The sequence below is a fragment of the Streptomyces sp. P17 genome (assembly GCF_032436805.1).
In the GTDB taxonomy this organism is placed as follows: domain Bacteria; phylum Actinomycetota; class Actinomycetes; order Streptomycetales; family Streptomycetaceae; genus Streptomyces.
Genome location: NZ_JAVRBF010000030.1, coordinates 19,675 through 38,785, shown reverse-complemented (window position 1 = coordinate 38,785; position 19,111 = coordinate 19,675). Strand labels below are relative to the sequence as shown.

The window sequence follows — 19,111 nt, the reverse complement described above, 5'->3', positions numbered from 1 at the left end:
CAGGCGGCACGCATGGGGTGTGGAGCGCCCGCTGTGCGGTCGGACGCTTCTGAACAGTGGATAGTAGTTTCCTCATCGTGGAACTTCAATGGTTTGTTGATGTCGAGATTCTCTGAGTCGACAGAAGGTGTCGCTCAGTGCCACCTCGCTCACTCAAGGTGGCTCAGGTCGGCCTCGGTGTCGATGTCGTACGGCTGGGCCACGTCCCCGCACTCCACGAGCCCGACCTCCGCCGCATGCTCCTTGAGGTAGCCGCGCGCCCCCTGATCCCCGGTCGCGGCCCGGGTGATCCCCGCCCAGTGCGCGGCGCCGAACAGCACGGGATGCCCGCGTACGCCCGCGTAGGCGGCGGAGACCAGCGACGACTCCCCGTCGTAGGCGGCGAGTACCCGGGCCACCGCTTCGACGCCGATGCCGGGCTGATCGACGAGTGAGACCAGTGCGGCCCGTGCGCCCGTTCCGGTGAGCGAGGCGAGCCCCGCCCGCAGCGAGGTCCCCATCCCCTGCTCCCAGTCCGGGTTGTCCACCAGCACACAGTCACCGAGCTCCGCGCGCTCCCGTACGGCGGCGGCGCGGGCCCCGAGCACCACGTGGACGCGGGTGCAGCCGGCCGCGCGCAGCACCCCGACCGCGTGTTCGACGAGCGGGCGTCCGCGGTGTTCGAGCAGGGCCTTGGGCCGCCCGCCGAGCCGCCGCCCGCCGCCCGCGGCGAGGACCAGACCGGCGACCTGCTGTTCGTTCTGCGTCATGCGTCCTGCATACCTGACGCCACGACGGCGGCACGGTTCACGGGGGCTGAATTTCGGTCCGCGCGGTGGCGCCCGGCGCGGCGGTGGCGTTTACTGGCCCGCGTCCCCAGGGCGCCCGACCCATGCCACGGGGGTGCTCGGCGGGATCACTACGTGGACGCGCACAACGGCGTGCGCGGGGGGAGAGCTGTGTTGCGGAGCTTGGGGCAGAGGCCGGTGACCGGCAGCGACGAGGATCCGAGAGTGGCGGAACTGCGGACCGCGGTGTCCCGGCTGCGCCGCGAACTCGCCGCGCTCCCGGCCCAGTTCCCGGACCGGGGGGTCGCGGAGGACGAACTCGCGGCCCTGGCCGCGATGACGATCAGCGGTGCCCCCGAAATCCCCCGGCTGCAGCGGTCGTTGCTGCTGATCGCCGGCGCGATCGGCTCGGTGAGCGCACTGTCGCGGGGGCTGACGGAGGTACGGAACGCGGTTGATCTCTTCGGGGAGCAGAAGCGCTAGGGGGTGTTTTGAAAGTCCTGTGCGGTGCCCGCGGTGTTCGGTGCGTGCCCTCGGCGTGCCGGACGAAGGCCCTCGTACTGGACGTACTTGGGTCTTTGGCCGGTGCGGCGAGGGTGCGTGCCGGGCGCCGTGGGTGCTGTGCGGGACTTTCAAAACACCCCCCAGTGCCGCGGCAGGCGACGTTCGCCCGTCAAGGAGCGGCGTCCGGTGCGTGCGTGCTCTCGGCGTGCCGGCCGGAAGCCCTCGTACTGGGCGTACCTGGGCTTTCGGCCGGTGCGGCGAGAGTGCGTGCCGGGCGTCGCGACGGGGCGAACGTCGCCTGTCGCGGCACTGGTTACGCGGGGCTCTGGGTGGCCAGTGCCTCGGAGAGTTCCTGGGCGATCTGCTGGAGCACCGGCACGATCCGCTCCGTGGCCGCCTCGGTGACGCGGCCTGCCGGACCGGAGATCGAGATGGCGGCGGCGGTGGGGGAGTCGGGCACCGAGACCGCGAGACAACGGACCCCGATCTCCTGCTCGTTGTCGTCGACGGCGTACCCGAGGCGGCGTACGTCGTCCAGCGCCGCGAGGAAGCCGTCCGCGGTGGTGATCGTCTTCTCCGTGGCGGCCGGCATGCCGGTGCGGGAGAGCAGCGCGCGCACCTCGGCGTCCGGGGTGTTGGCCAGCAGGGCCTTGCCGACGCCCGTGGAGTGCGGCAGGACGCGCCGGCCGACCTCGGTGAACATCCGCATCGAGTGCTTGGACGGCACCTGGGCGACGTAGACGATCTCGTCCCCGTCGAGCAGGGCCATGTTGGCGGTCTCGCCGGTCTCCTCGACCAGCCGGGCGAGATAGGGGCGCGCCCAGGTGCCGAGCAGCCGGGCGGCGGACTCGCCGAGGCGGATCAGGCGCGGGCCGAGGGCGTAGCGCCGGTTGGGCTGCTGACGGACGTAGCCGCAGACCACGAGGGTGCGCATCAGCCGGTGAATGGTGGGCAGTGGCAGTCCGCTGCTCGCGGACAGTTCGCTCAGGCCCACCTCGCCGCCGGCGTCCGCCATCCGCTCCAGCAGGTCGAAGGCGCGCTCAAGGGACTGGACGCCACCGCTGTTGGACTTGGCGGAGTCGGTGGTGCTGGCGCTGGACGTCGGCACGGCGCGTTCCTTTCGGGGCTGGCGGAAGGGCAGAAGCCTACCCGGCAGGCGGTTGACTCCCCGCTTGTGCGTAGCTACATTCTGCTTGCTGGAATTCTAATTCCGCTTTATGGAAACGTCCAGAGTGGATGCGTCAACGGTGCCGGGTGGCAGTGTGCCCTTGACGACGCGGGAGTGGGGGTGAAGACTTCTTCAACAGAACGTTGAATTCCGTAACGTGGAAGTCAACCGCGTTTCCTGGAAGTAAGACGGCGGCAGAGAGAGGGGTCCCGGGTGTCCGACGTAGAAGTGGTGCTGCGCTCGACGCGCGTCATCACGCCGGAGGGGACGCGGGCCGCCACGGTCGCCGTTTCCGCCGGGAAGATCACGGCCGTGCTGCCGTACGACGCATCCGTCGAGAGCGCCCGTGTGGAGGACCTCGGCGACGACGTCCTGCTGCCCGGCCTGGTCGACACCCACGTGCACGTCAACGACCCCGGCCGCACCGAGTGGGAGGGCTTCTGGACGGCGACGCGCGCGGCGGCGGCCGGCGGTATCACCACCCTCGTCGACATGCCGCTCAACTCCCTCCCGCCGACGACCACGGTCGAGAACCTGCGGGTGAAGCAGCGGGTCGCCGCGGACAAGGCACACATCGACGTCGGCTTCTGGGGCGGCGCGCTGCCCGGCAACGTCAAGGACCTGCGGCCACTGCACGAGGCCGGGGTGTTCGGCTTCAAGGCATTCCTGTCACCGTCCGGCGTCGAGGAGTTCCCGCACCTGGACCAGGAGCAACTCGCCCAGTCCCTGGCCGAGATCGCCTCCTTCGGCGGCCTGCTGATCGTGCACGCGGAGGACCCGCACCATCTGGAGGCGGCGCCGCAGCAGGGCGGCCCGAAGTACGCGGACTTCCTCGCCTCGCGCCCGCGTGACGCGGAGGACACGGCGATCGCCCAGCTGATCGCGCAGGCGAGGCGGCTGGACGCGCGGGTGCACGTCCTGCACCTGTCCTCCTCCGACGCGCTGCCGCTGATCGCCGAGGCGAAGGCGGAGGGCGTACGCGTGACCGTGGAGACCTGCCCGCACTACCTGACGCTCACCGCCGAGGAAGTGCCGGACGGGGCCAGCGAGTTCAAGTGCTGCCCGCCGATCCGTGAGTCCGCCAACCAGGACCTGCTGTGGCAGGCGCTGGCGGACGGCACCATCGACTGTGTGGTGACGGACCACTCGCCGTCCACGGCCGACCTCAAGACGGACGACTTCGCCACGGCCTGGGGCGGTATCTCCGGCCTCCAGCTGAGCCTCGCGGCGGTGTGGACCGAGGCCCGCAGGCGGGGGCACGGCCTGGAGGACGTGGTGCGCTGGATGTCCTCGCGTACGGCGGAACTCGTGGGCCTCGATGGGAGGAAGGGCGCCATCGAGGCGGGCCGTGACGCCGACTTCGCGGTCCTCGCGCCCGACGAGACGTTCACCGTGGACCCGGCCGCCCTTCAGCACCGCAACCGGGTGACGGCGTACGCGGGCAAGACCCTGTACGGAGTAGTGAAGTCGACCTGGCTGCGCGGCGAACGCGTGGTCGTGGACGGCGAGTTCACGGAGCCGAGGGGACACCTGCTGACCCGCACCCACTGACCACTCCCCCCAGCCCCGACACCCGAAAGGCACATGAAGTGACGGCGATTGTGAGTTTCACCGGCGACGCGAACCCGTACGGAGGCGGTGACCCGTACGCGGACTACCGCACCGCCGACTTCCCCTTCACCCAGTACGCCAACCTCGCCGACCGGCAGCTCGGGGCCGGTGTCATCGCCGCCAACGACGAGTTCTTCGCGCAGCGGGAGAATCTGCTGGTCCCCGAGCGCGCGGAGTTCGACCCCGAGCACTTCGGGCACAAGGGCAAGATCATGGACGGCTGGGAGACGCGGCGCCGGCGGGGTGTGTCGGCGTCGCATCCGTGGCCGACGGCGGAGGACCACGACTGGGCGCTGGTGCGTCTCGGGGCGCCGGGTGTGATCCGCGGGATCGTGGTGGACACGGCGCACTTCCGGGGCAACTACCCGCAGGCGGTGTCGATCGAGGCGACCTCGGTCTCGGGCTCCCCGTCCCCCGAGGAGCTGCGGGGCGACGACGTGAAGTGGACGACGCTGGTGCCTCGTACGCCGGTCGGAGGCCACGCGGCGAACGGCTTCGAGGTCTCGGTCGAGCAGCGCTTCACGCACCTGCGGGTGAACCAGCACCCCGACGGCGGCATCGCGCGCCTGCGGGTGTACGGCGAGGTGGTTCCGGATCCGGCGTGGCTGTCGGTGCTGGGCACCTTCGACGTGGTCGCGCTGGAGAACGGCGGTCAGGTGGAGGACGCGTCGAACCTCTTCTACTCCCCGGCCACGAACACGATCCAGCCGGGCCGTTCGCGGAAGATGGACGACGGCTGGGAGACGCGGCGGCGGCGGGACCAGGGCAATGACTGGATCCAGTACCGCCTGGTATCCCAGTCCCGGATCCGGGCGATCGAGATCGACACGGCGTATCTGAAGGGGAACAGCGCGGGGTGGGCGTCGGTGTCGGTGCGGGACGGCGAGGCCGGTGACTGGCGCGAGGTCCTTCCGCGCACCCGCCTCCAGCCCGACACGAACCACCGCTTCGTCCTGCCGGCGCCCTCCGTGGGCACCCACGCGCGCGTGGACATCTACCCGGACGGCGGAATCTCCCGCCTGCGCCTGTTCGGCTCCCTGACGGAGGAGGGGGCGTCGGGGTTGGCGGCGCGGCATCAGGAACTGGGGGGCTGAGCCGGAGGGGCGGCGGGGAGTTCTCGCCCCCGCCGCCCCTGCCCTCCCCCAGAGGGGGGACCCCCACCGTCCCCTGGGGGCTGCCGCCCCCAGACCCCCGCTTCGGCCCTGAAGGGCCTCGTCCTCAAACGCCGGACGGGCTGAAGCCAGCCCCTCCGGCGTTTGAGGAGCGGGGTCCGGGGCGGAGCCCCGGAATGGGACGGGTTGGGGCGGCGGGGGCGAAAACACCCCGCCGTCACCTCACGCCGCGTGCCCCCCGTCCACCGCGTACTCCGCCCCCGTCACATACGCCGCCCCCGCCAGATGCACCACCGCCTCGGCCACCTCCCCCACCGTCCCGAACCGCCCCAACGCCGTCATCGCCGCCTGACCCTCCGCATACGGCCCGTCCGCCGGATTCATATCCGTGTCCACCGGCCCGGGATGAACGATGTTCGCGGTGATCCCCCGACCCCCCAGCTCCCGAGCCAGCGCCTTCGTCAACCCGATCAGCGCGGACTTGCTCATCGCATACAGCGTGCCCCCTGCACCGGGCACCCGCTGCGTCATACACGTCCCGATCGTGATGATCCGCCCGCCCTCGGACATCAGCGAGGCCGCGGCCTGGGAGGCGAGAAACACGCCCCGCACATTCACCGCCAGCACCCGGTCCACATCGTCGAGCGACAGGGACGACAGCGGCCCGAGCACGCCGACCCCCACGTTGTTGACCAGTACGTCCAGCCCGCCCAACGCCTCGGCCGTACGAGCCACCGCCCCCACCGCCTCCCCGGCGTCCGCCGAATCCGCACGCAGCGCCAGCCCCCGCCGCCCGAGCGCCTCGACGGCCCGTACGACGTCGGCGGCCGCGTCCTTGCCGCTGACGTAGGTGACGGCCACATCCGCCCCGGCCCGGGCCAGCCGTACCGCCGTCGCCGCGCCGATGCCCCGGCTCCCGCCGGTCACGAGGGCGACCTTGCCGTGAAGAGTTCCGTTGTCAGTAGTCATGCCTCCATCCCAGCGGCCACGGCCCCCGCGCGCTGGCGGCGAACGGACATCAAGGGCGCCGGCGCCATGGGCGGCATGCTCCGCCAGGCCATGGGCAACGCCATGCAGGTGGGCCGGCGCGCCCTCGCGGGCGAATCCCCGGCATTCCAGTACTTCACCTCCCAGGCGGCGAAGGCACCGTCGGCTTCGCCGGCGTCCTCCCGGGCGAGATGCGCGCCGTGGAGCCGGACGGCACCCGCGCGCGGTTCGCCGAGAAGGACGCCTTCGTCGCCGCCGAGTCCACCGTCGACTTCGGCATCGCCTTCCAGGGCGGCAAGACCGGCATGAAGGGCGGCGAGGGCTTCGTCCTGGAGAAGTTCACCGGCCTCAACCGCCAGGGCATGATGAACGCCGTCTTCGGCGGCGAGGGCCCCTCCCTGGCCACCCTGGAGGGCAACGGCCGGGTGATCCTGCAGTCCCTCACCGCCGAGAGCCTCGCCGACGCGGACTGTTCTCCACGCACGTCGGCTGGACCGATGAGTTGCGGGGGCCCGCGGCGTCTGCCCTGATGACAACAGACCCCGCACCAGGAAGCAGGTACCCGCCATGGGCAAGCTGGTCTCCACGATCTTCGTCACCCTCGACGGCGTCTACCAGGCCCCCGGCGGCCCCCAGGAGGACACCCGCGACGGCTTCGAGCACGGCGGCTGGAGCTTCCCGTACGCCGACGACGACTTCGGCCGCTTCATCAACGACGTCTTCGACCGCTCCGGCGCCTACCTCCTCGGCCGCCGTACCTACGACATCTTCAGCTCGTACTGGCCCAGGGTGACCGACCCCGAGGACCCGGTCGCCTCGCGGCTCAACGCCCTGCCCAAGTACGTCGTCTCGGCCACCCTCACCGACCCGGACTGGGCCGGCACCACCGTCATCAGCGCAGACCTGGCCAAGGAGGTCACCGCTCTCAAGGAACGCACCGACGGCGAACTCCAGATCCACGGCAGCGGCGCGCTCGTCCATTCTTTGCTGGGCCTCGGCGTCCTCGACACCCTGCACCTGCTGACCTTCCCGGTCGTCCTGGGCGCGGGCCGCCGCCTGTTCCCGGAGGGCACCGCCCCGACCGCCTTCCGCAGCACCGGCGGCAGCGTCACCTCGAAGGGCGTCACCATCCGGACGTACGACCTGGCCGGGAAGCCGGAGTACGGCGAGTTCGGACTCCCCGAGGACGCCTGACGCGTCAGGTTAACTCCCTGAAAACTCCTCGGACTTGAAAGGAAATTCTCTAGAGTTGTCATTGACATGCCACTGTCTACGCGCGTCATCATGGGAGGCATGAGATTCCCCCCACGAATCACTCGCATCGGCGCCGCGGCCGCCGTCCTGTCCGCCCTCCTCGTCGGCGGCACCGTCACCGCCACCCCGGCCGCCGCCGCGGTGGGCAGCATCTGTTACGGCGATCTGCCCTCCCAGGCGTACGACACGCTCGAACTGATCGAGCAGGGCGGTCCCTTCCCGTACACGCAGGACGGGTCCGTCTTCTACAACCGGGAAGGCATCCTGCCCAGCCACTCGTCCGGCTACTACCACGAGTACACGGTCAAGACCCCGGGCGTCTCCACGCGCGGAGCGCGCCGGATCGTCACCGGTGAGGCGAACCAGGAGGACTACTACACCTCCGACCACTACGCCTCGTTCGATCTGATCGACTACGACTGCTGAGTCCGGGCGACGGCGAACAGCGCGAGCGCCAGCACCAGCAGGGTGACGCCTCCGTAGATCTCGTAGCCGTCGAGAAGACCGAGCCGCTGTACGAGGCCCCAGTCCCAGTCGGTGAACTCGTTCAGCAGCCCGGCGCCGCCCTGGATCAGCGCCAGGACACCGAGGAGTTCCGGCAATTCCTTCATGGCAAGACCCTCGCCCCGCGGACCCCCCACGCACATCGGCCGCGGGGCGAGACCGGGCCCGACGGAAGTCGCCGGGCTGTTGGGACCGCCGCGCCGAAAGTCTGCGGTGCCGCGACTTTGGTCGGCGATCTCGCTCAGGCAGGGGTGCCGCGGCGCGAGTCTGCGTAGATTTGTCGACCGTGAGTGGTGAGATGCCGGGGCCCGAGTCGCAGCCCTTCGTCGAGCAGCGCTGGCTGCTGCCCTCGGCCGTGGTGAAGGAACTGGACCCCGACGGCGAGCGCCCGGATCGCCGGTACCGGCGTACCACGCGTGACTGGGCGGTCGACTTCTCCTGCTTCCTGGTGGCCGTCTTCTTCGGCCTGCTCAGCGCCGACGCCCTGGACCAGGAGGATCTCCCCGAGGCCGTGGCCGCCCTCGACCAGTTGCTCGGCGCCGTCGCCTGCGCGGCGGTCTGGCTGCGCCGCCGCCTGCCGCTCGGGCTCGCCGTGGCGATGCTCCCCGTCGGCCTCCTGTCCGCCACCGCGGGCGGCGCGGCCCTCGTCGCGATGTTCACCCTCGCCGTGCACCGGCCCTTCCGGTACGTCGCCTGGGTGAGCGGCACCGCGCTGGCACTGACGCCGCTCTTCTACTGGTACCGGCCCGACCCCGAGATCCCGTACGGCTGGACACTCTTCATCGGTGTCGTGCTGACCGGCGCCGTCGTCGGCTGGGGCATGTTCGTCCGCTCGAAGCGCCAGCTCATGCTCAGCCTGCGCGACCGCGCCCGACGTGCCGAGACCGAGGCGCAGTTGCGGGCCGAGCAGGCCCAGCGGCTGGCGCGCGAGGCCATCGCCCGGGAGATGCACGACGTCCTCGCTCACCGGCTGACCCTGCTGAGCGTGCACGCGGGCGCTCTGGAGTTCCGGCCCGACGCACCCCAGGAGGAGATCGCGCGGGCCGCCGGGGTCATCCGGGAGAGCGCGCACGAGGCCCTCCAGGACCTGCGGGAGATCATCGGCGTACTGCGGGCGGGGGAGCGCGACGACTCCAGCCGGCCCCAGCCGACCCTCGGCGGGCTGGAGGCGCTCGTCGCCGAGTCCCGCGAGGCCGGGATGAAGGTCGCCCTCGACAACCGCGTCACCGACCCCGCCGCCGTCCCCGCCTCCGTGGGCCGCACCGCGTACCGCATCGCCCAGGAGGGCCTGACCAACGCCCGCAAGCACGCCCCCGGCACCGAGGTCACCCTCACGGTCACCGGGGGACCGGGCGAGGGCCTCGACATCCGCGTACACAACCCGGCGCCTGAGCACGACGTACCGCATGTGCCGGGCTCCGGGCAGGGACTGATCGGGCTGACGGAACGGGCGACCCTCGCGGGCGGCCACCTGGAACACGGGCCGACGGCGGACGGCGGCTTCGAGGTACGGGCCCGGCTGCCCTGGGGGTGAGACGGGCGGGTGAGACGGGCCGTCTGAGGCGGTGCCGCCCCAACTGCGCCCTGTTCCCGACCGAGTGACGCCCTGTCAACTCCCGCCCCGGCCGCCTCCCCGCCCGCTGGCGTGGGCAGGCGCGCGCACCGTACGGCACTTGTGGCCGGTGCGGCGCGCCCACGATCATGGGCATCATGTCCCCTGGTGCTGCGGAGTTCGAGGTCGCGTCGGTCCTCAGGGAGGTGAAGATGGTCCGGGTGGAGGGCCTGGTCCGGATCCGTGACCTGGACCTCCCGCTGCTGCGGCGCGCGGCGGCCCCGCACTCCGGCTCGGTCGCCGACGCCTGGCCCGTCGAGGTCGAGAACCTGCTCCGCACCGCCGTGACCCGGCTCGGCGGGGGCTGCCTCCGGACGGCGGCCGAGTTCACGCTCGGCCTCGCCCCCGGAATGCGTGACCGTCCGGCGGCGGACCGGCGCAAACTCGCGGCACGCGCCTACAGCGTCAGCGTCGAACGGTTCCGCAAGAGCCAGGAGGAGATGGTCCTCGCCCAGGTCGCCGAGCAGGTCTGCTGGCTCGCCGGCACCGGAGCGCGACGCACCCAGGGTGCCGGACCCGCCCTCCTCGCACCGCACTTGCAGCACCGCACGCTGCGCGTCGGACCCGTCGCCGTCACGCTCCATGTGCACCCCGTCGAACTCCTCCGGAACGTGGATGTGATCGTCTCGCCCACCAACACCCACCTCGCCCTGCCCGGGATGTTCAAGGCCTCCGTGCCGGCCGCGCTGCGCCGGGCCGGTGCCGTGCGTGACGCGCGGGGCGATGTGACCGCCGACCCGGTGCACGAGGAACTGGTCCGGTGGCGCCGGGAGAACGACGTGTCGGGGCGCCCGGTCCTCCCCGGCACCGTCGCGCCCACCGGTCCTGGCGCCCTCGCAGCGCGCGGTGTCCGCCGTATCTACCACGCGGCCGTCACCGTCCCCCGGCCCGGCACCAACGACTACGACGTCACCCCGCAGGACGTCGCCGGCGCGGCGGCTCGGGCGCTGGCCCTGATGGACGAGGAACGCGACGCCCTGGCCCCGCCGTTGCGCTCGATCTGCTTCCCCCTGCTCGGTGCGGGGCGCGGCGGGCTGCCCCCGGGGAGCAGCGTGAGCGCCCTGTGGTCGGCGCTGTCCGCCGACTCGGTGCGGGACCGCGAACTGCACCTGGTCGTCCGCAGACCCCTGCTCGCCGAACTGATCGCGGACGTGCTCCGGGCGACCCAACACCGCCCTGAGCCAGGGGAGTTACAAGTCAGCGAGGAGAAAGGTCCCCGATGCGGGTGAACCCCTTCATGGTGCTCGCCGCGTTCGCGGCCGACTTCGGCAGACTGTCCCGGCTGCTCGGCGACGACGCTCGGCAGGCCCTCGGCGAGGCGCTCGCCGAGTTGCGGGCCGCGGGCCTCGACCGGGAACCGGCTGCCGAGCGGGCGGCCCGGACCGTGCTCGACGCGCTCCCGGCCGCGGAGGGTGCCCGGTTGCGTCAGGACGGCGACCCGGGACGGTACGCGGGCCCGCCCGCCGCTGCCCTCCACGAGGGCTACGCCGCCGTCGACCTGTGCATGCTCGTGCTCGACGGCAACCCGATGGTGGGACCCGTCCTCGGCCCCGTACGTGAACGCCTGCTCGCACAGCCCGCGTTGGAGTGGTGGCCGCACGCCGACCCGCTGCTGATCGCGCTGTCCGGCGAGGACGGCCGCAGACGGCTGCCGCTGTTCCAGTTCGAGGCCGGCACCCTGCCCTGGAGGATCGTGCCCGAGGTCAACTCCGTGCTGTGCGCGCAGACCGACCCCTGGGGCTCGGCCGACTGGTGGCTGTCCCGCACCACATGGTGGGACGGCACCCCGGCCGACCTGCTGGGCCGCGGCCGGGACGCCGAACTGCTGGGAGCCGCACGGGCCTTGGCGGCCGTGGCCGACGGGGGAGGGGAGTAGCCGATGGGCAAGTACCCGCCCCCCGAGACCCTGCCGGGCGAACCCACCCGCGCGCTCCTGCGCGCCGGTACACCCGTCTACCGCGTCCACTCCACGCACCGCGCCCCGACGGCGTACAACACCCGCCCCTCGCACCCCTTCTACTACGGCGGCCGGTTCGACAGCACCCCCCACGACCCGTACGGCTACCTCTACGTCGGCTTCGGCGTGGGCGCGGCCGTGAGCGAGGTGCTGCTGCGCTCGCTGCCCTTCGACAGTGACGGAAGTCCGCGGCTGCTGCCCCGCGTCGCGTTCGAGCGGCGCAGCCTGTCCTTCCTGCGGCTGGCCGCCGACATCGAGGTCCTGTCCCTGATGTCCGGGGCCGACCTCGCGGCGGTCGCGCAGGACACCTGGCTGGTGCACACCGAGGGCGCGGACTATCCGCAGACCCGCGACTGGGGGCACTGGATCCGCCGCCGCACGAAACCCTGGGCACAGGGGTTCGTCTGGCCCTCGAAACGCGAACCCGCCGACCGGGTCGCCGTCCTCTTCGACGACCGGGGCGGGGCACCGGTGCTCGAAACCACGGGCACGCCCTCCGTGGACTTCGGGACGGACGAGGGCGAGCGCTGGCTCAACGGCGTACTCGCGCCCTACAGGACACAGGCCGCGCCGCGGCGGCCGGAACGGGACTGGTGACATGCCGCAGAAGACCTACGACCTGCATGTGCTCCTCTACGAGATCCAACTCGGCGCACGCCAGGGGATGAACGACGGGCAGGACATGGCCCGGCTCACCACCCTCGTCCTCGACCACCTGGGCTGCGCGAACGGGCGCGAGGCCTACGACATGCTGTACCAGGACTGGAAGGCCCTGCCCCGGGGCACCGTGATGTCCGGGACACGCGCGGGACAGATCCTCAGCGTGCTGCCCCACCTGCTGTTCGACCAGCCCGTCGCCGACGAGGGACGGCGTGAGGAACTCCTGCGCGAGGCACGGCGGTACGGGCCGCAGGAGCAGTCCTGGCAGGCCGGCATCCTGGGCGCCAGCGGGATCCACGCCTTGCAGCAACTCGGTGAGCCCGCCGAGCTGGAGGCGGCGCTCGTCCGTCTGGAGGAGGCCCGCTCCCTGCTGCCCGTCGGCAGCCCCGAGCGCGACGCGGTCGAGGTGTCCCACGCCGGAGTACGCCTCCATCTGGCCCAACTGGGCGGCGGTGAGGACGACTTCGACTCCGCCGTCGAGGACCTGGCCCGGCACGCCGACTCGCCCGCGTTCAACGAGCAGCAGCGCCTGGCCATGGCCGCGCAACTGGCCGGGTACCGCGCCCACCAGGCCACGCGGCGGGAGGACGAGACGGAACTGGCCCTACAGGTCCGGGAGATGGAGTCCGCCCTGGCGCGCATGTCGCCCGACCAGATGGACCGGCCCAACCTGGAGTCCTACCTCGACGCCGCCCGCAGCAATCTGTCGATTCTCCGGGCGCGCCGCACCGGCGGCGACCTCACCGCGGACGACTTCCCGGCCGCGACCCCCCTGGACGAGGTGCGACGGCAGGTCGAGGTGCTGCCGCGGAACGCGCGCGCCGACCGGCTCAGCGACGTGGGGCTCGCACGGACGGCACGCGCGCTGTTCGCCAGGAACCACCGCGAGAGCATCGAGGCGCTCGGTCTCCTGGAGGAGGCCATGGACCTGCTGGAGCCGGACGACGAACGGTGGCTGCGCAACGCCGGAACCCTCGGCATGGCCCACTGCATGCTCGGCATGATGTCGATCGCCCCCCGCCGCGACTGCCCCCACCACCTCGACCAGGGCATCTCCTGGCTGCGGCACGCACTGCGGCTGTCCGGCGGGCCGGAGCACCCGACGTGGGGGAACACCGGCATGTCCCTCGCCATGGCGTACCGGTTCCGGGGCGATCTGCTGCATCCGCGCGACCGGCAGGCCAAGCGCCGCCACCACGAGGAGTCCCGGCGCCTCGGGCTCGACTCCCTGCGGGCGGCGGCCTGGCAGGGCATCCTCCAGTCCGGTACCGCCCACGCCGCCGAGACCGCCCGGCGCGCGGGCGAGAACGCCATCGACGTGGCCCGCTGGTGCATCGCCGACGGCGCCCACGCCGACGCGGTCCGCGCCCTGGACGCCGGACGGGGACTCGCCCTGCACGCGGCGACCGTGGCGACCACGGTGCCGGACCTGCTGTCCGCGCTGGGCCGGGACGACCTCGCGGACGAATGGCGGCGGGCCGGCGCCATGGCCGTACCGGAACCGGACGCCGGCCTGACGTTCGCGCCGCAGATCCCCGTCTCCGGACCGTCCAGCCGGCTGCGCCGCCGCGCCCTGGAGGCCCTGGCCGCCTCCCCGCTGCGGCAGCGACTGCTCGGGGCGCCGTCCCCCGAGGAGATCGGCGCCGCCCTGCGCGCCATCGGTGCCACGGCCCTGGTCTATCTCGTCCCCGGCAACGCGGAACAGCCGAGCATGACGGACCGCGTGGTCTTCGGCCGGCGCGCGGACGAGGGCCAGGCGCTCATCGTCCCCGCCGAGGGCCCGATCCGCGCGCTGCCCCTGCCCCGGCTCCTCGTCGAGGCCCCCGAGCTGGCGTCCTACCGCGCCACCGGTACCCCCGGCCGCGACGCGGGCGGCCCGCCCACCGACCCCGGCTCCGCCCCACCGCCCCCGGCCGACGTCAGCCGGGCCGCGCTGGAGCGGCTGTGCGACTGGGCCGGTACGGCGGTGATGGAGCCGCTCCTGAAACACCTGCCGCGCGGCTACGGCCGGGTGCCCTCCGTCGTCCTGGTGCCCATGGCGGAACTCGGCGCCGTGCCCTGGCACGCGGCCCGGCTGCCCGGGCGGGGCCGCCGCCACGCCTGCCACGAGGCGGACATCTCCTACCTTCCCTCGGCCCGTCTGCTCTGCGAGGTCGCCGCACGGCCCGCCGCCGGCACCCGGCAGGCCCTGGTCGTCGGCAACCCCACCCGCGACCTCCACCACGCCGGTGAGGAGGCCGAGGCCATCCGCCGCGCCTTCCACCCGCACGGCGACCTCCTCGGCCCCGGCACCGCGACGCCCGCCGCCGTCACCGACTGGCTGCGGCGGCAGCGCGGCGGACTGCTGCATCTGGCCTGCCACGGGGTGGTGCGCCAGGGTGAGCGGCACAGCTCCTATCTCGCCCTGTCCGGCGGGCAGTTGGCGGCCGAGCAGCTGACCGAGGGGGTCAGCCGCTTCCCGGAGCTGGAAGTGGTGGTCCTCGCCGCCTGCCGCACCAATGTGTCGGGACGCGGCTACGACGAGGCGTACAGCCTGTCCACGGCGTTCCTGGTGGCGGGCGCCCGCTCGGTGATCGGCTCCCTGTGGCCGGTGCCCGACGAGGCGACGTCCCTGCTGATGTACATGACCCACCACTTCATGAGCCACGACCGTCTGCCGCCCGGACCGGCCCTGCGCAGTGCGCAGTTGTGGATGCTGAACGACCGACGGCAGCCTCCGCCCGGGATGCCGGCCCACCTCCGGGCCCGCGTCGGACGGATCAGCGGCGGTGACCTGACCGCGTGGGCCGGCTTCACCCACCTGGGCTGGTGACCGGGGTCAGGGCACCTGCGTACGGACCACGACCTGGGCCGTGCCCCAGCGGCCCACGTCGTGCGGCGGGCCGCCCGCGTCGCGCCCGTGGGTGGGTGAGGTGAGGCGCAGCAGCGGGCTGTCGGCCTGCTTCATGTGCTCGCGGTCCCCTTCCTCGGGGGCGTCGGGCGGCCAGGCGGACAGCCGGAACGGTGCGAGGTTCAGCTCGTTCTCGGCGACGATCACCTTCAGCCAGTCCCGGGCGAAGGCGCCCCGCACGACGTCCCGCCCCGGCGGCAGCCGCAGCCACACGGGCTCCCCGTGCCGGGCCGACCCCGCCCTGCCGGGCGCGATGAAGTCGCCCTCGTACAGGTGAGGGGAGCAGGCATGGCGATCGGTCAGGTCGAGCAGAACACACCAGAGGTGGCGGCCGGACAGGTTGTCGATCCGGATCTTCACCTGCGGCTCCCGGCCGCCCATGGTGTACGAGCAGATGATCTCGCCGTCCGCGGAGTACGCCACCCGGCCCACCGGCGTCCCCTCGACGGTGACCCGGACCAGGGAGGACAGCCAGGTGTCGGGATTGCGCAGGTCCAGGATGTGATGCCAACGGGCCAGGTGCGCAAGGCAGTCGATGACCCGGTCCGCGTCCGCCTGTGACCGCAGCGGCAGATCGGGCACCGGATGCCCGGCCCCGCCCGTCACCCGCGCCCATCCGCCCATGACGGCGACGCGCAGGGGCAGCCCGTCCCCGCCGTGCGCGAGCACCGGCACCTGGGCCATGGCCGCCGAGAGCAGAAGGACGGCGTCGGGGTCGCCGGTGAGGGTCACGGCGGCGGGCGTGAACGCGAGCGCCGACGGTGTCACCGGGTGCGCCAAGTGCCGGTCCTCGGGGGTTGGTTGCCATTCATCCGGCTCCACCAGGCAGGATTCGGGACCTACGTGCCGTACGACGACCTTGCGCGACGCTACTCCGCCGACCAGCGTGAATTCCGCTCCGGGGGCCCGCAGACCGTGCACCTGACCGCAGTCGATCTCCCAGCCGGACGCGGTGTGCCGGAGCAGGAAGGGCTCGGTCGTCACCGTGTCGCCGGACAGGAACCGGCCCTTCTCCGGGCCGCGCAGCTCGGGATGCTGGAACGGGGTCATCCTGTGCACCCGTTCCTCCGTCAGCGCGTGCACAGCGCCGTACGCGGCCATGGGGCCCAGCCGGTCCAGCGCGCCCAGCAGCGCGTGGCTGAAGTAGCCGCGGATCCGGCCCTCGATGGCGTTCTCGTGTGCGCGCTCGCGAGGACGGCAGGCGGCGAGCAGCACGTGCCGGGCGGGGTCGGGGCCGTCCGCGCCGCCGGTCTCGCGCGGGGCGACCGACGTGGGCCACCACGGCTGCCAGTCCACTCCCCGGCTGCGCGCACCGGCCGGCGCAGGAACCGACTCCCGGGTCGCCCCGCCCGCATGGCAGCAGTCGAGGACCGCGACGACATGGGTGCCGCGCGCCGCGATGTCGTCGAGCAGCGCCCCGAGTTCGGTGTCCTGGAGCAGCGGCCGGCCGCCCGTCTCCAGGCTGTCGTGGCACACCAGCGCCTGCGCCCAGCCGGTCGCCTCGCGGGGATCGTCGGTGCGGTGCTCGCTGCCGTGTCCGCTGAACCAGAACAGCGCGGTGTCGTCCGGCCCGCTGTGCCCGAGATGGTCGCGGATGCCCGTCAGCACGGCCGCCCTGGAGGCCTGTCCGTCGTGCAGGGTCCGGATCACGGGAGCGGGACCGCCACCCTGTCGGCGCAGCCAGCTCTCCGCCTCCCGCACGTCGTTGACGCAGCCGCGCAGGCGAGCGCGGCCCTGGTAGTCGTCGATGCCCACGAACAGGGCGTACACGGTCCGCATGGGGTGATCTTGCCAGCATCGGCGGGGCGCTGACAGGGCGTTCCCCGGGCGTGGTCCGGGCGTGTCGTGCCGATGGCCATGTCCTGCCGCGGTGAAGCGAGTTGACTTGTGTGAGTGGATGGGCCGACCATGCGGCCCGCAGCCCCATGCGAACGGGAAGGACATCAGCAGCGTGAGTTTCGGGGGACCCGACAATCCGTATCAGCCGCCACCATCGCCGCCGCCGTCCTGGCCGCCGCACGGCGGACCGTACCCGCCGCCCCCGCATCCGGGACCGTACGTCCCGCCGCAGCCCCCGCCCCCGTACGGCGGCTGTCCGCCGCCCCACCCCTACCCGGGCCCGCACCCCTACGTTCCGCAACCGCAGCAGCCCACGACACTGTGGGGCGCGCTGAGGGGCCTGGGGGCCGCCGAATGGCCGCCGCTGCGGGTGCTGTTGCGGGCCGGGCGGCCCCGGATCCACGGCTGTGCCTGGGCGTTGATCGTGTTGCCCTGCGCCTGGTTCGTGACCGTGCCGCTGATGGCCGGCTACGTCTTCGCCCGCTCCGCCCGCAGCCAGGCGCACCGGCTGTTCCCGCCGCGCGGACACCGTCGTATCGAGGACCCGGACGTGGCGCGCGTGCAGCGGGCGCGAACCTGGACGGCGGCCGCCATGTCGGTCCTGCTGCTGGTCATGTACGGCAAGCCGGAGGACGTCAGCGAGGCGCAGGAGCAGTACATGATGCGGCTGGCCATCACCCCGCCGCTGCTGCTTCTGAGCGCGCCCGTGGTGATCGCGTTCCTGTTCCGCATGGCCTCGCCCCGGACGAAGGCCGAGATGCGGCCCCGGCTGCGCGCGGCCGGGCGGTCGGCGCTGTTCTACATCGGCGCCATCACCGCCGTACCGCTGTGTCTGGTAGCGATCGTCCGGGTGGAGGACCGCACCTCCGCGGATCTCGAACAGGGCTTCCCCTGGATGCAGTTGACGCTGGTCCTGCCCTTCTTCTGGCTGCTGTTCTTCATCGGGTTCGCCACCGGCCCCGCCGTCCGTACCGGGTTCAACTCGGCGGGTGTGCACGCGGCGCTCCCGGCGCTGCTCACCGGCGTCCTGGTCTGGGAGTTCTCCCTGATCAGCCTGGTGACGGGCGGGCTGCCGCCAGGGCCGCCCCTCGTCCAGATCCTCGCCGTGCTCGCCGGACCGGCCTCGGTGACCGCGGTGGTCCGCTGGGAACTGCACCGGCTGCGCACCCGCCACGGCGTCGTCCTGCGGGCCTGAGACCTCAGCGCACGCGGCGGGGCACCACGCGCTGTCCCGCCGCCCCGTAGACCCACCGCGAGGTCCCGTCGATGAACTCGGCCGGGAAGCCCAGCCGGAAGCCGGTCGTCTCCTCCAGCCTCGCCACCACCTCGGCGGGCAGGGTGAGTTCGGCCGCCCCGAGGTTGTCGACGAGCTGTTCGACGCGCCGCGCGCCGACGATCGGGTGCACGGCGTCGGAGCGGGCCATGGTCCAGGCGAGGGCGACCTGCGAGGGGGACACGCCGAGTTCGTCCGCCGCCGACTGCACGGCCCGCGCCACGGTGTGCTCCCGCTCGCCGACGGAGCCCGCGTCCAGCCGCGCGGGCTCGTCCCCGCCGACCCCGCCGGGACGCGTGTACTTGCCGGACAGGATCCCGCCCTGCAACGGGCTCCACGCCGCCACCGACATCCCGAACGCCTCGGCCATCGGCAGCAGTTCCCGCTCGATGTCCCGGTTCAGCAGGCTGTACGGCACCTGGAGCGCGGCGAACTCCGTCCAACCCCGCAGCTCCGCCAGGGTGTTGGCGCGCGCGACCAGCCAGGCCGGCGCGTCCGAGATGCCGAGGTAGAGCACCTTGCCGGAGCTGACGGCGTCGTCGAGGGCGCGCATCGTCTCCTCGACCGGCGTGTTGCGGTCCCAGATGTGCACCCAGTACACGTCGATGTAGTCGGTGCCGAGCCGACGCAGGCTGGTCTCCAGCGACAGCGTCAGGTTCTTGCGGTGGTTGCCGGCGGCGTTCGGGTCCTCGCCGTCGCGCGAGCAGGTGTACTTGGTGGACAGCACGAAACGGTCGCGGCGCCCCTTGAGCAGCTCACCGACGATCGTCTCGCTCAGTCCGTCACGGTAGTTGACGGCGGTGTCGATCACATTGCCGCCGGCGTCGGCGTACGCGTCGAGGATGCGTGCGCACTCCGCCGGGGGCACACCCGCCCCGTCCTGTTCACCGAAGGTCATGGCCCCGAGGAACAGCTCGGACACCCGCAGGCCGGTACGGCCCAGAAGCCGGTAACGCACGCAATTCCCCCTCGG

The 19,111-nt window shown here is 72.5% G+C and carries 17 protein-coding genes and 1 pseudogene; 12 read left to right on the top strand and 6 right to left on the bottom strand.

What is annotated here, in order from left to right; all coding sequences use genetic code 11:
• Nucleotides 1-149 precede the first annotated feature (149 nt).
• The gene (locus RMT89_RS20470) at nucleotides 150-749 is read right to left on the bottom strand and encodes a nucleotidyltransferase family protein (RefSeq protein ID WP_315885185.1); all 600 of its coding nucleotides are present in this window, start codon (nucleotides 747-749) and stop codon (nucleotides 150-152) included.
• A gap of 189 nt (nucleotides 750-938) precedes the next feature.
• Between RMT89_RS20470 and RMT89_RS20465 the strand changes: the two genes are divergently transcribed.
• Nucleotides 939-1,250: a DUF5955 family protein gene (locus RMT89_RS20465; protein WP_315885184.1), complete on the top strand. Its 312-nt coding sequence runs from the start codon at nucleotides 939-941 to the stop codon at nucleotides 1,248-1,250.
• Nucleotides 1,251-1,584: 334 nt separating this feature from the next.
• Here the strand turns inward: RMT89_RS20465 and RMT89_RS20460 are convergent, their stop codons facing one another.
• Entirely contained in the window at nucleotides 1,585-2,379 is a 795-nt protein-coding gene (locus RMT89_RS20460; protein ID WP_315885183.1) for an IclR family transcriptional regulator, read from the bottom strand.
• A 273-nt stretch (nucleotides 2,380-2,652) separates the two neighbouring features.
• On the opposite strand from RMT89_RS20460, the gene allB reads away from it, so the two are divergent.
• Nucleotides 2,653-3,990 (top strand): allantoinase AllB, encoded by a 1,338-nt coding sequence (gene allB / locus RMT89_RS20455; protein WP_315885182.1) that lies wholly within the window; start codon nucleotides 2,653-2,655, stop codon nucleotides 3,988-3,990.
• A gap of 38 nt (nucleotides 3,991-4,028) precedes the next feature.
• A complete protein-coding gene (alc, locus tag RMT89_RS20450) occupies nucleotides 4,029-5,144 on the top strand; it encodes an allantoicase (RefSeq protein ID WP_315885181.1) in 1,116 nt (371 codons plus the stop codon).
• Nucleotides 5,145-5,384: 240 nt separating this feature from the next.
• On the opposite strand, the gene RMT89_RS20445 is transcribed toward alc, so the two are convergent.
• Complete coding sequence (locus tag RMT89_RS20445) at nucleotides 5,385-6,131, bottom strand: SDR family oxidoreductase (RefSeq protein ID WP_315885180.1); 747 nt, start codon at nucleotides 6,129-6,131, stop codon at nucleotides 5,385-5,387.
• A 54-nt stretch (nucleotides 6,132-6,185) separates the two neighbouring features.
• Between RMT89_RS20445 and RMT89_RS20440 the strand changes: the two are divergent.
• From RMT89_RS20440 to RMT89_RS20430, 3 genes and pseudogenes are all read left to right on the top strand, one after another.
• Nucleotides 6,186-6,616: pseudogene (locus tag RMT89_RS20440) on the top strand (AIM24 family protein); the annotation flags it as partial.
• Between the two features lie 100 nt (nucleotides 6,617-6,716).
• The gene (locus RMT89_RS20435) at nucleotides 6,717-7,343 is read left to right on the top strand and encodes a dihydrofolate reductase family protein (protein ID WP_315885179.1); all 627 of its coding nucleotides are present in this window, start codon (nucleotides 6,717-6,719) and stop codon (nucleotides 7,341-7,343) included.
• Between the two features lie 99 nt (nucleotides 7,344-7,442).
• A complete protein-coding gene (locus RMT89_RS20430; RefSeq protein WP_315885178.1) occupies nucleotides 7,443-7,829 on the top strand; it encodes a ribonuclease domain-containing protein in 387 nt (128 codons plus the stop codon).
• On the opposite strand, the gene RMT89_RS20425 is transcribed toward RMT89_RS20430, so the two are convergent.
• Entirely contained in the window at nucleotides 7,817-8,014 is a 198-nt protein-coding gene (locus RMT89_RS20425) for a hypothetical protein (protein ID WP_315885177.1), read from the bottom strand. The genes RMT89_RS20430 and RMT89_RS20425 overlap by 13 nt on opposite strands.
• Before the next feature lie 191 nt (nucleotides 8,015-8,205).
• On the opposite strand from RMT89_RS20425, the gene RMT89_RS20420 reads away from it, so the two are divergent.
• The 5 genes from RMT89_RS20420 (at nucleotide 8,206) to RMT89_RS20400 (ending at nucleotide 14,948) form a co-directional block, all read left to right on the top strand.
• The gene (locus RMT89_RS20420) at nucleotides 8,206-9,441 is read left to right on the top strand and encodes a histidine kinase (protein ID WP_315885239.1); all 1,236 of its coding nucleotides are present in this window, start codon (nucleotides 8,206-8,208) and stop codon (nucleotides 9,439-9,441) included.
• Nucleotides 9,442-9,617: 176 nt separating this feature from the next.
• Nucleotides 9,618-10,748, top strand: a complete 1,131-nt coding sequence (locus tag RMT89_RS20415; protein ID WP_315885176.1) for a hypothetical protein — start codon at nucleotides 9,618-9,620, stop codon at nucleotides 10,746-10,748.
• Nucleotides 10,739-11,395, top strand: coding sequence for a hypothetical protein (locus RMT89_RS20410; protein WP_315885175.1), 657 nt, complete (start codon nucleotides 10,739-10,741; stop codon nucleotides 11,393-11,395). Before RMT89_RS20415 ends, RMT89_RS20410 begins: the two co-directional genes overlap by 10 nt.
• Nucleotides 11,396-11,398: 3 nt before the next feature.
• The gene (locus RMT89_RS20405) at nucleotides 11,399-12,073 is read left to right on the top strand and encodes an RES family NAD+ phosphorylase (protein ID WP_315885174.1); all 675 of its coding nucleotides are present in this window, start codon (nucleotides 11,399-11,401) and stop codon (nucleotides 12,071-12,073) included.
• A 1-nt stretch (nucleotide 12,074) separates the two neighbouring features.
• Nucleotides 12,075-14,948, top strand: coding sequence for a CHAT domain-containing protein (locus RMT89_RS20400; protein WP_315885173.1), 2,874 nt, complete (start codon nucleotides 12,075-12,077; stop codon nucleotides 14,946-14,948).
• Nucleotides 14,949-14,954: 6 nt separating this feature from the next.
• Here the strand turns inward: RMT89_RS20400 and RMT89_RS20395 are convergent, their stop codons facing one another.
• Nucleotides 14,955-16,805, bottom strand: a complete 1,851-nt coding sequence (locus RMT89_RS20395; RefSeq protein ID WP_315885172.1) for a caspase family protein — start codon at nucleotides 16,803-16,805, stop codon at nucleotides 14,955-14,957.
• A 172-nt stretch (nucleotides 16,806-16,977) separates the two neighbouring features.
• Between RMT89_RS20395 and RMT89_RS20390 the strand changes: the two genes are divergently transcribed.
• A complete protein-coding gene (locus RMT89_RS20390) occupies nucleotides 16,978-18,060 on the top strand; it encodes a hypothetical protein (protein ID WP_315885171.1) in 1,083 nt (360 codons plus the stop codon).
• Between the two features lie 4 nt (nucleotides 18,061-18,064).
• On the opposite strand, the gene RMT89_RS20385 is transcribed toward RMT89_RS20390, so the two are convergent.
• Nucleotides 18,065-19,096: an aldo/keto reductase gene (locus RMT89_RS20385; RefSeq protein WP_315885170.1), complete on the bottom strand. Its 1,032-nt coding sequence runs from the start codon at nucleotides 19,094-19,096 to the stop codon at nucleotides 18,065-18,067.
• Nucleotides 19,097-19,111 lie beyond the last annotated feature (15 nt).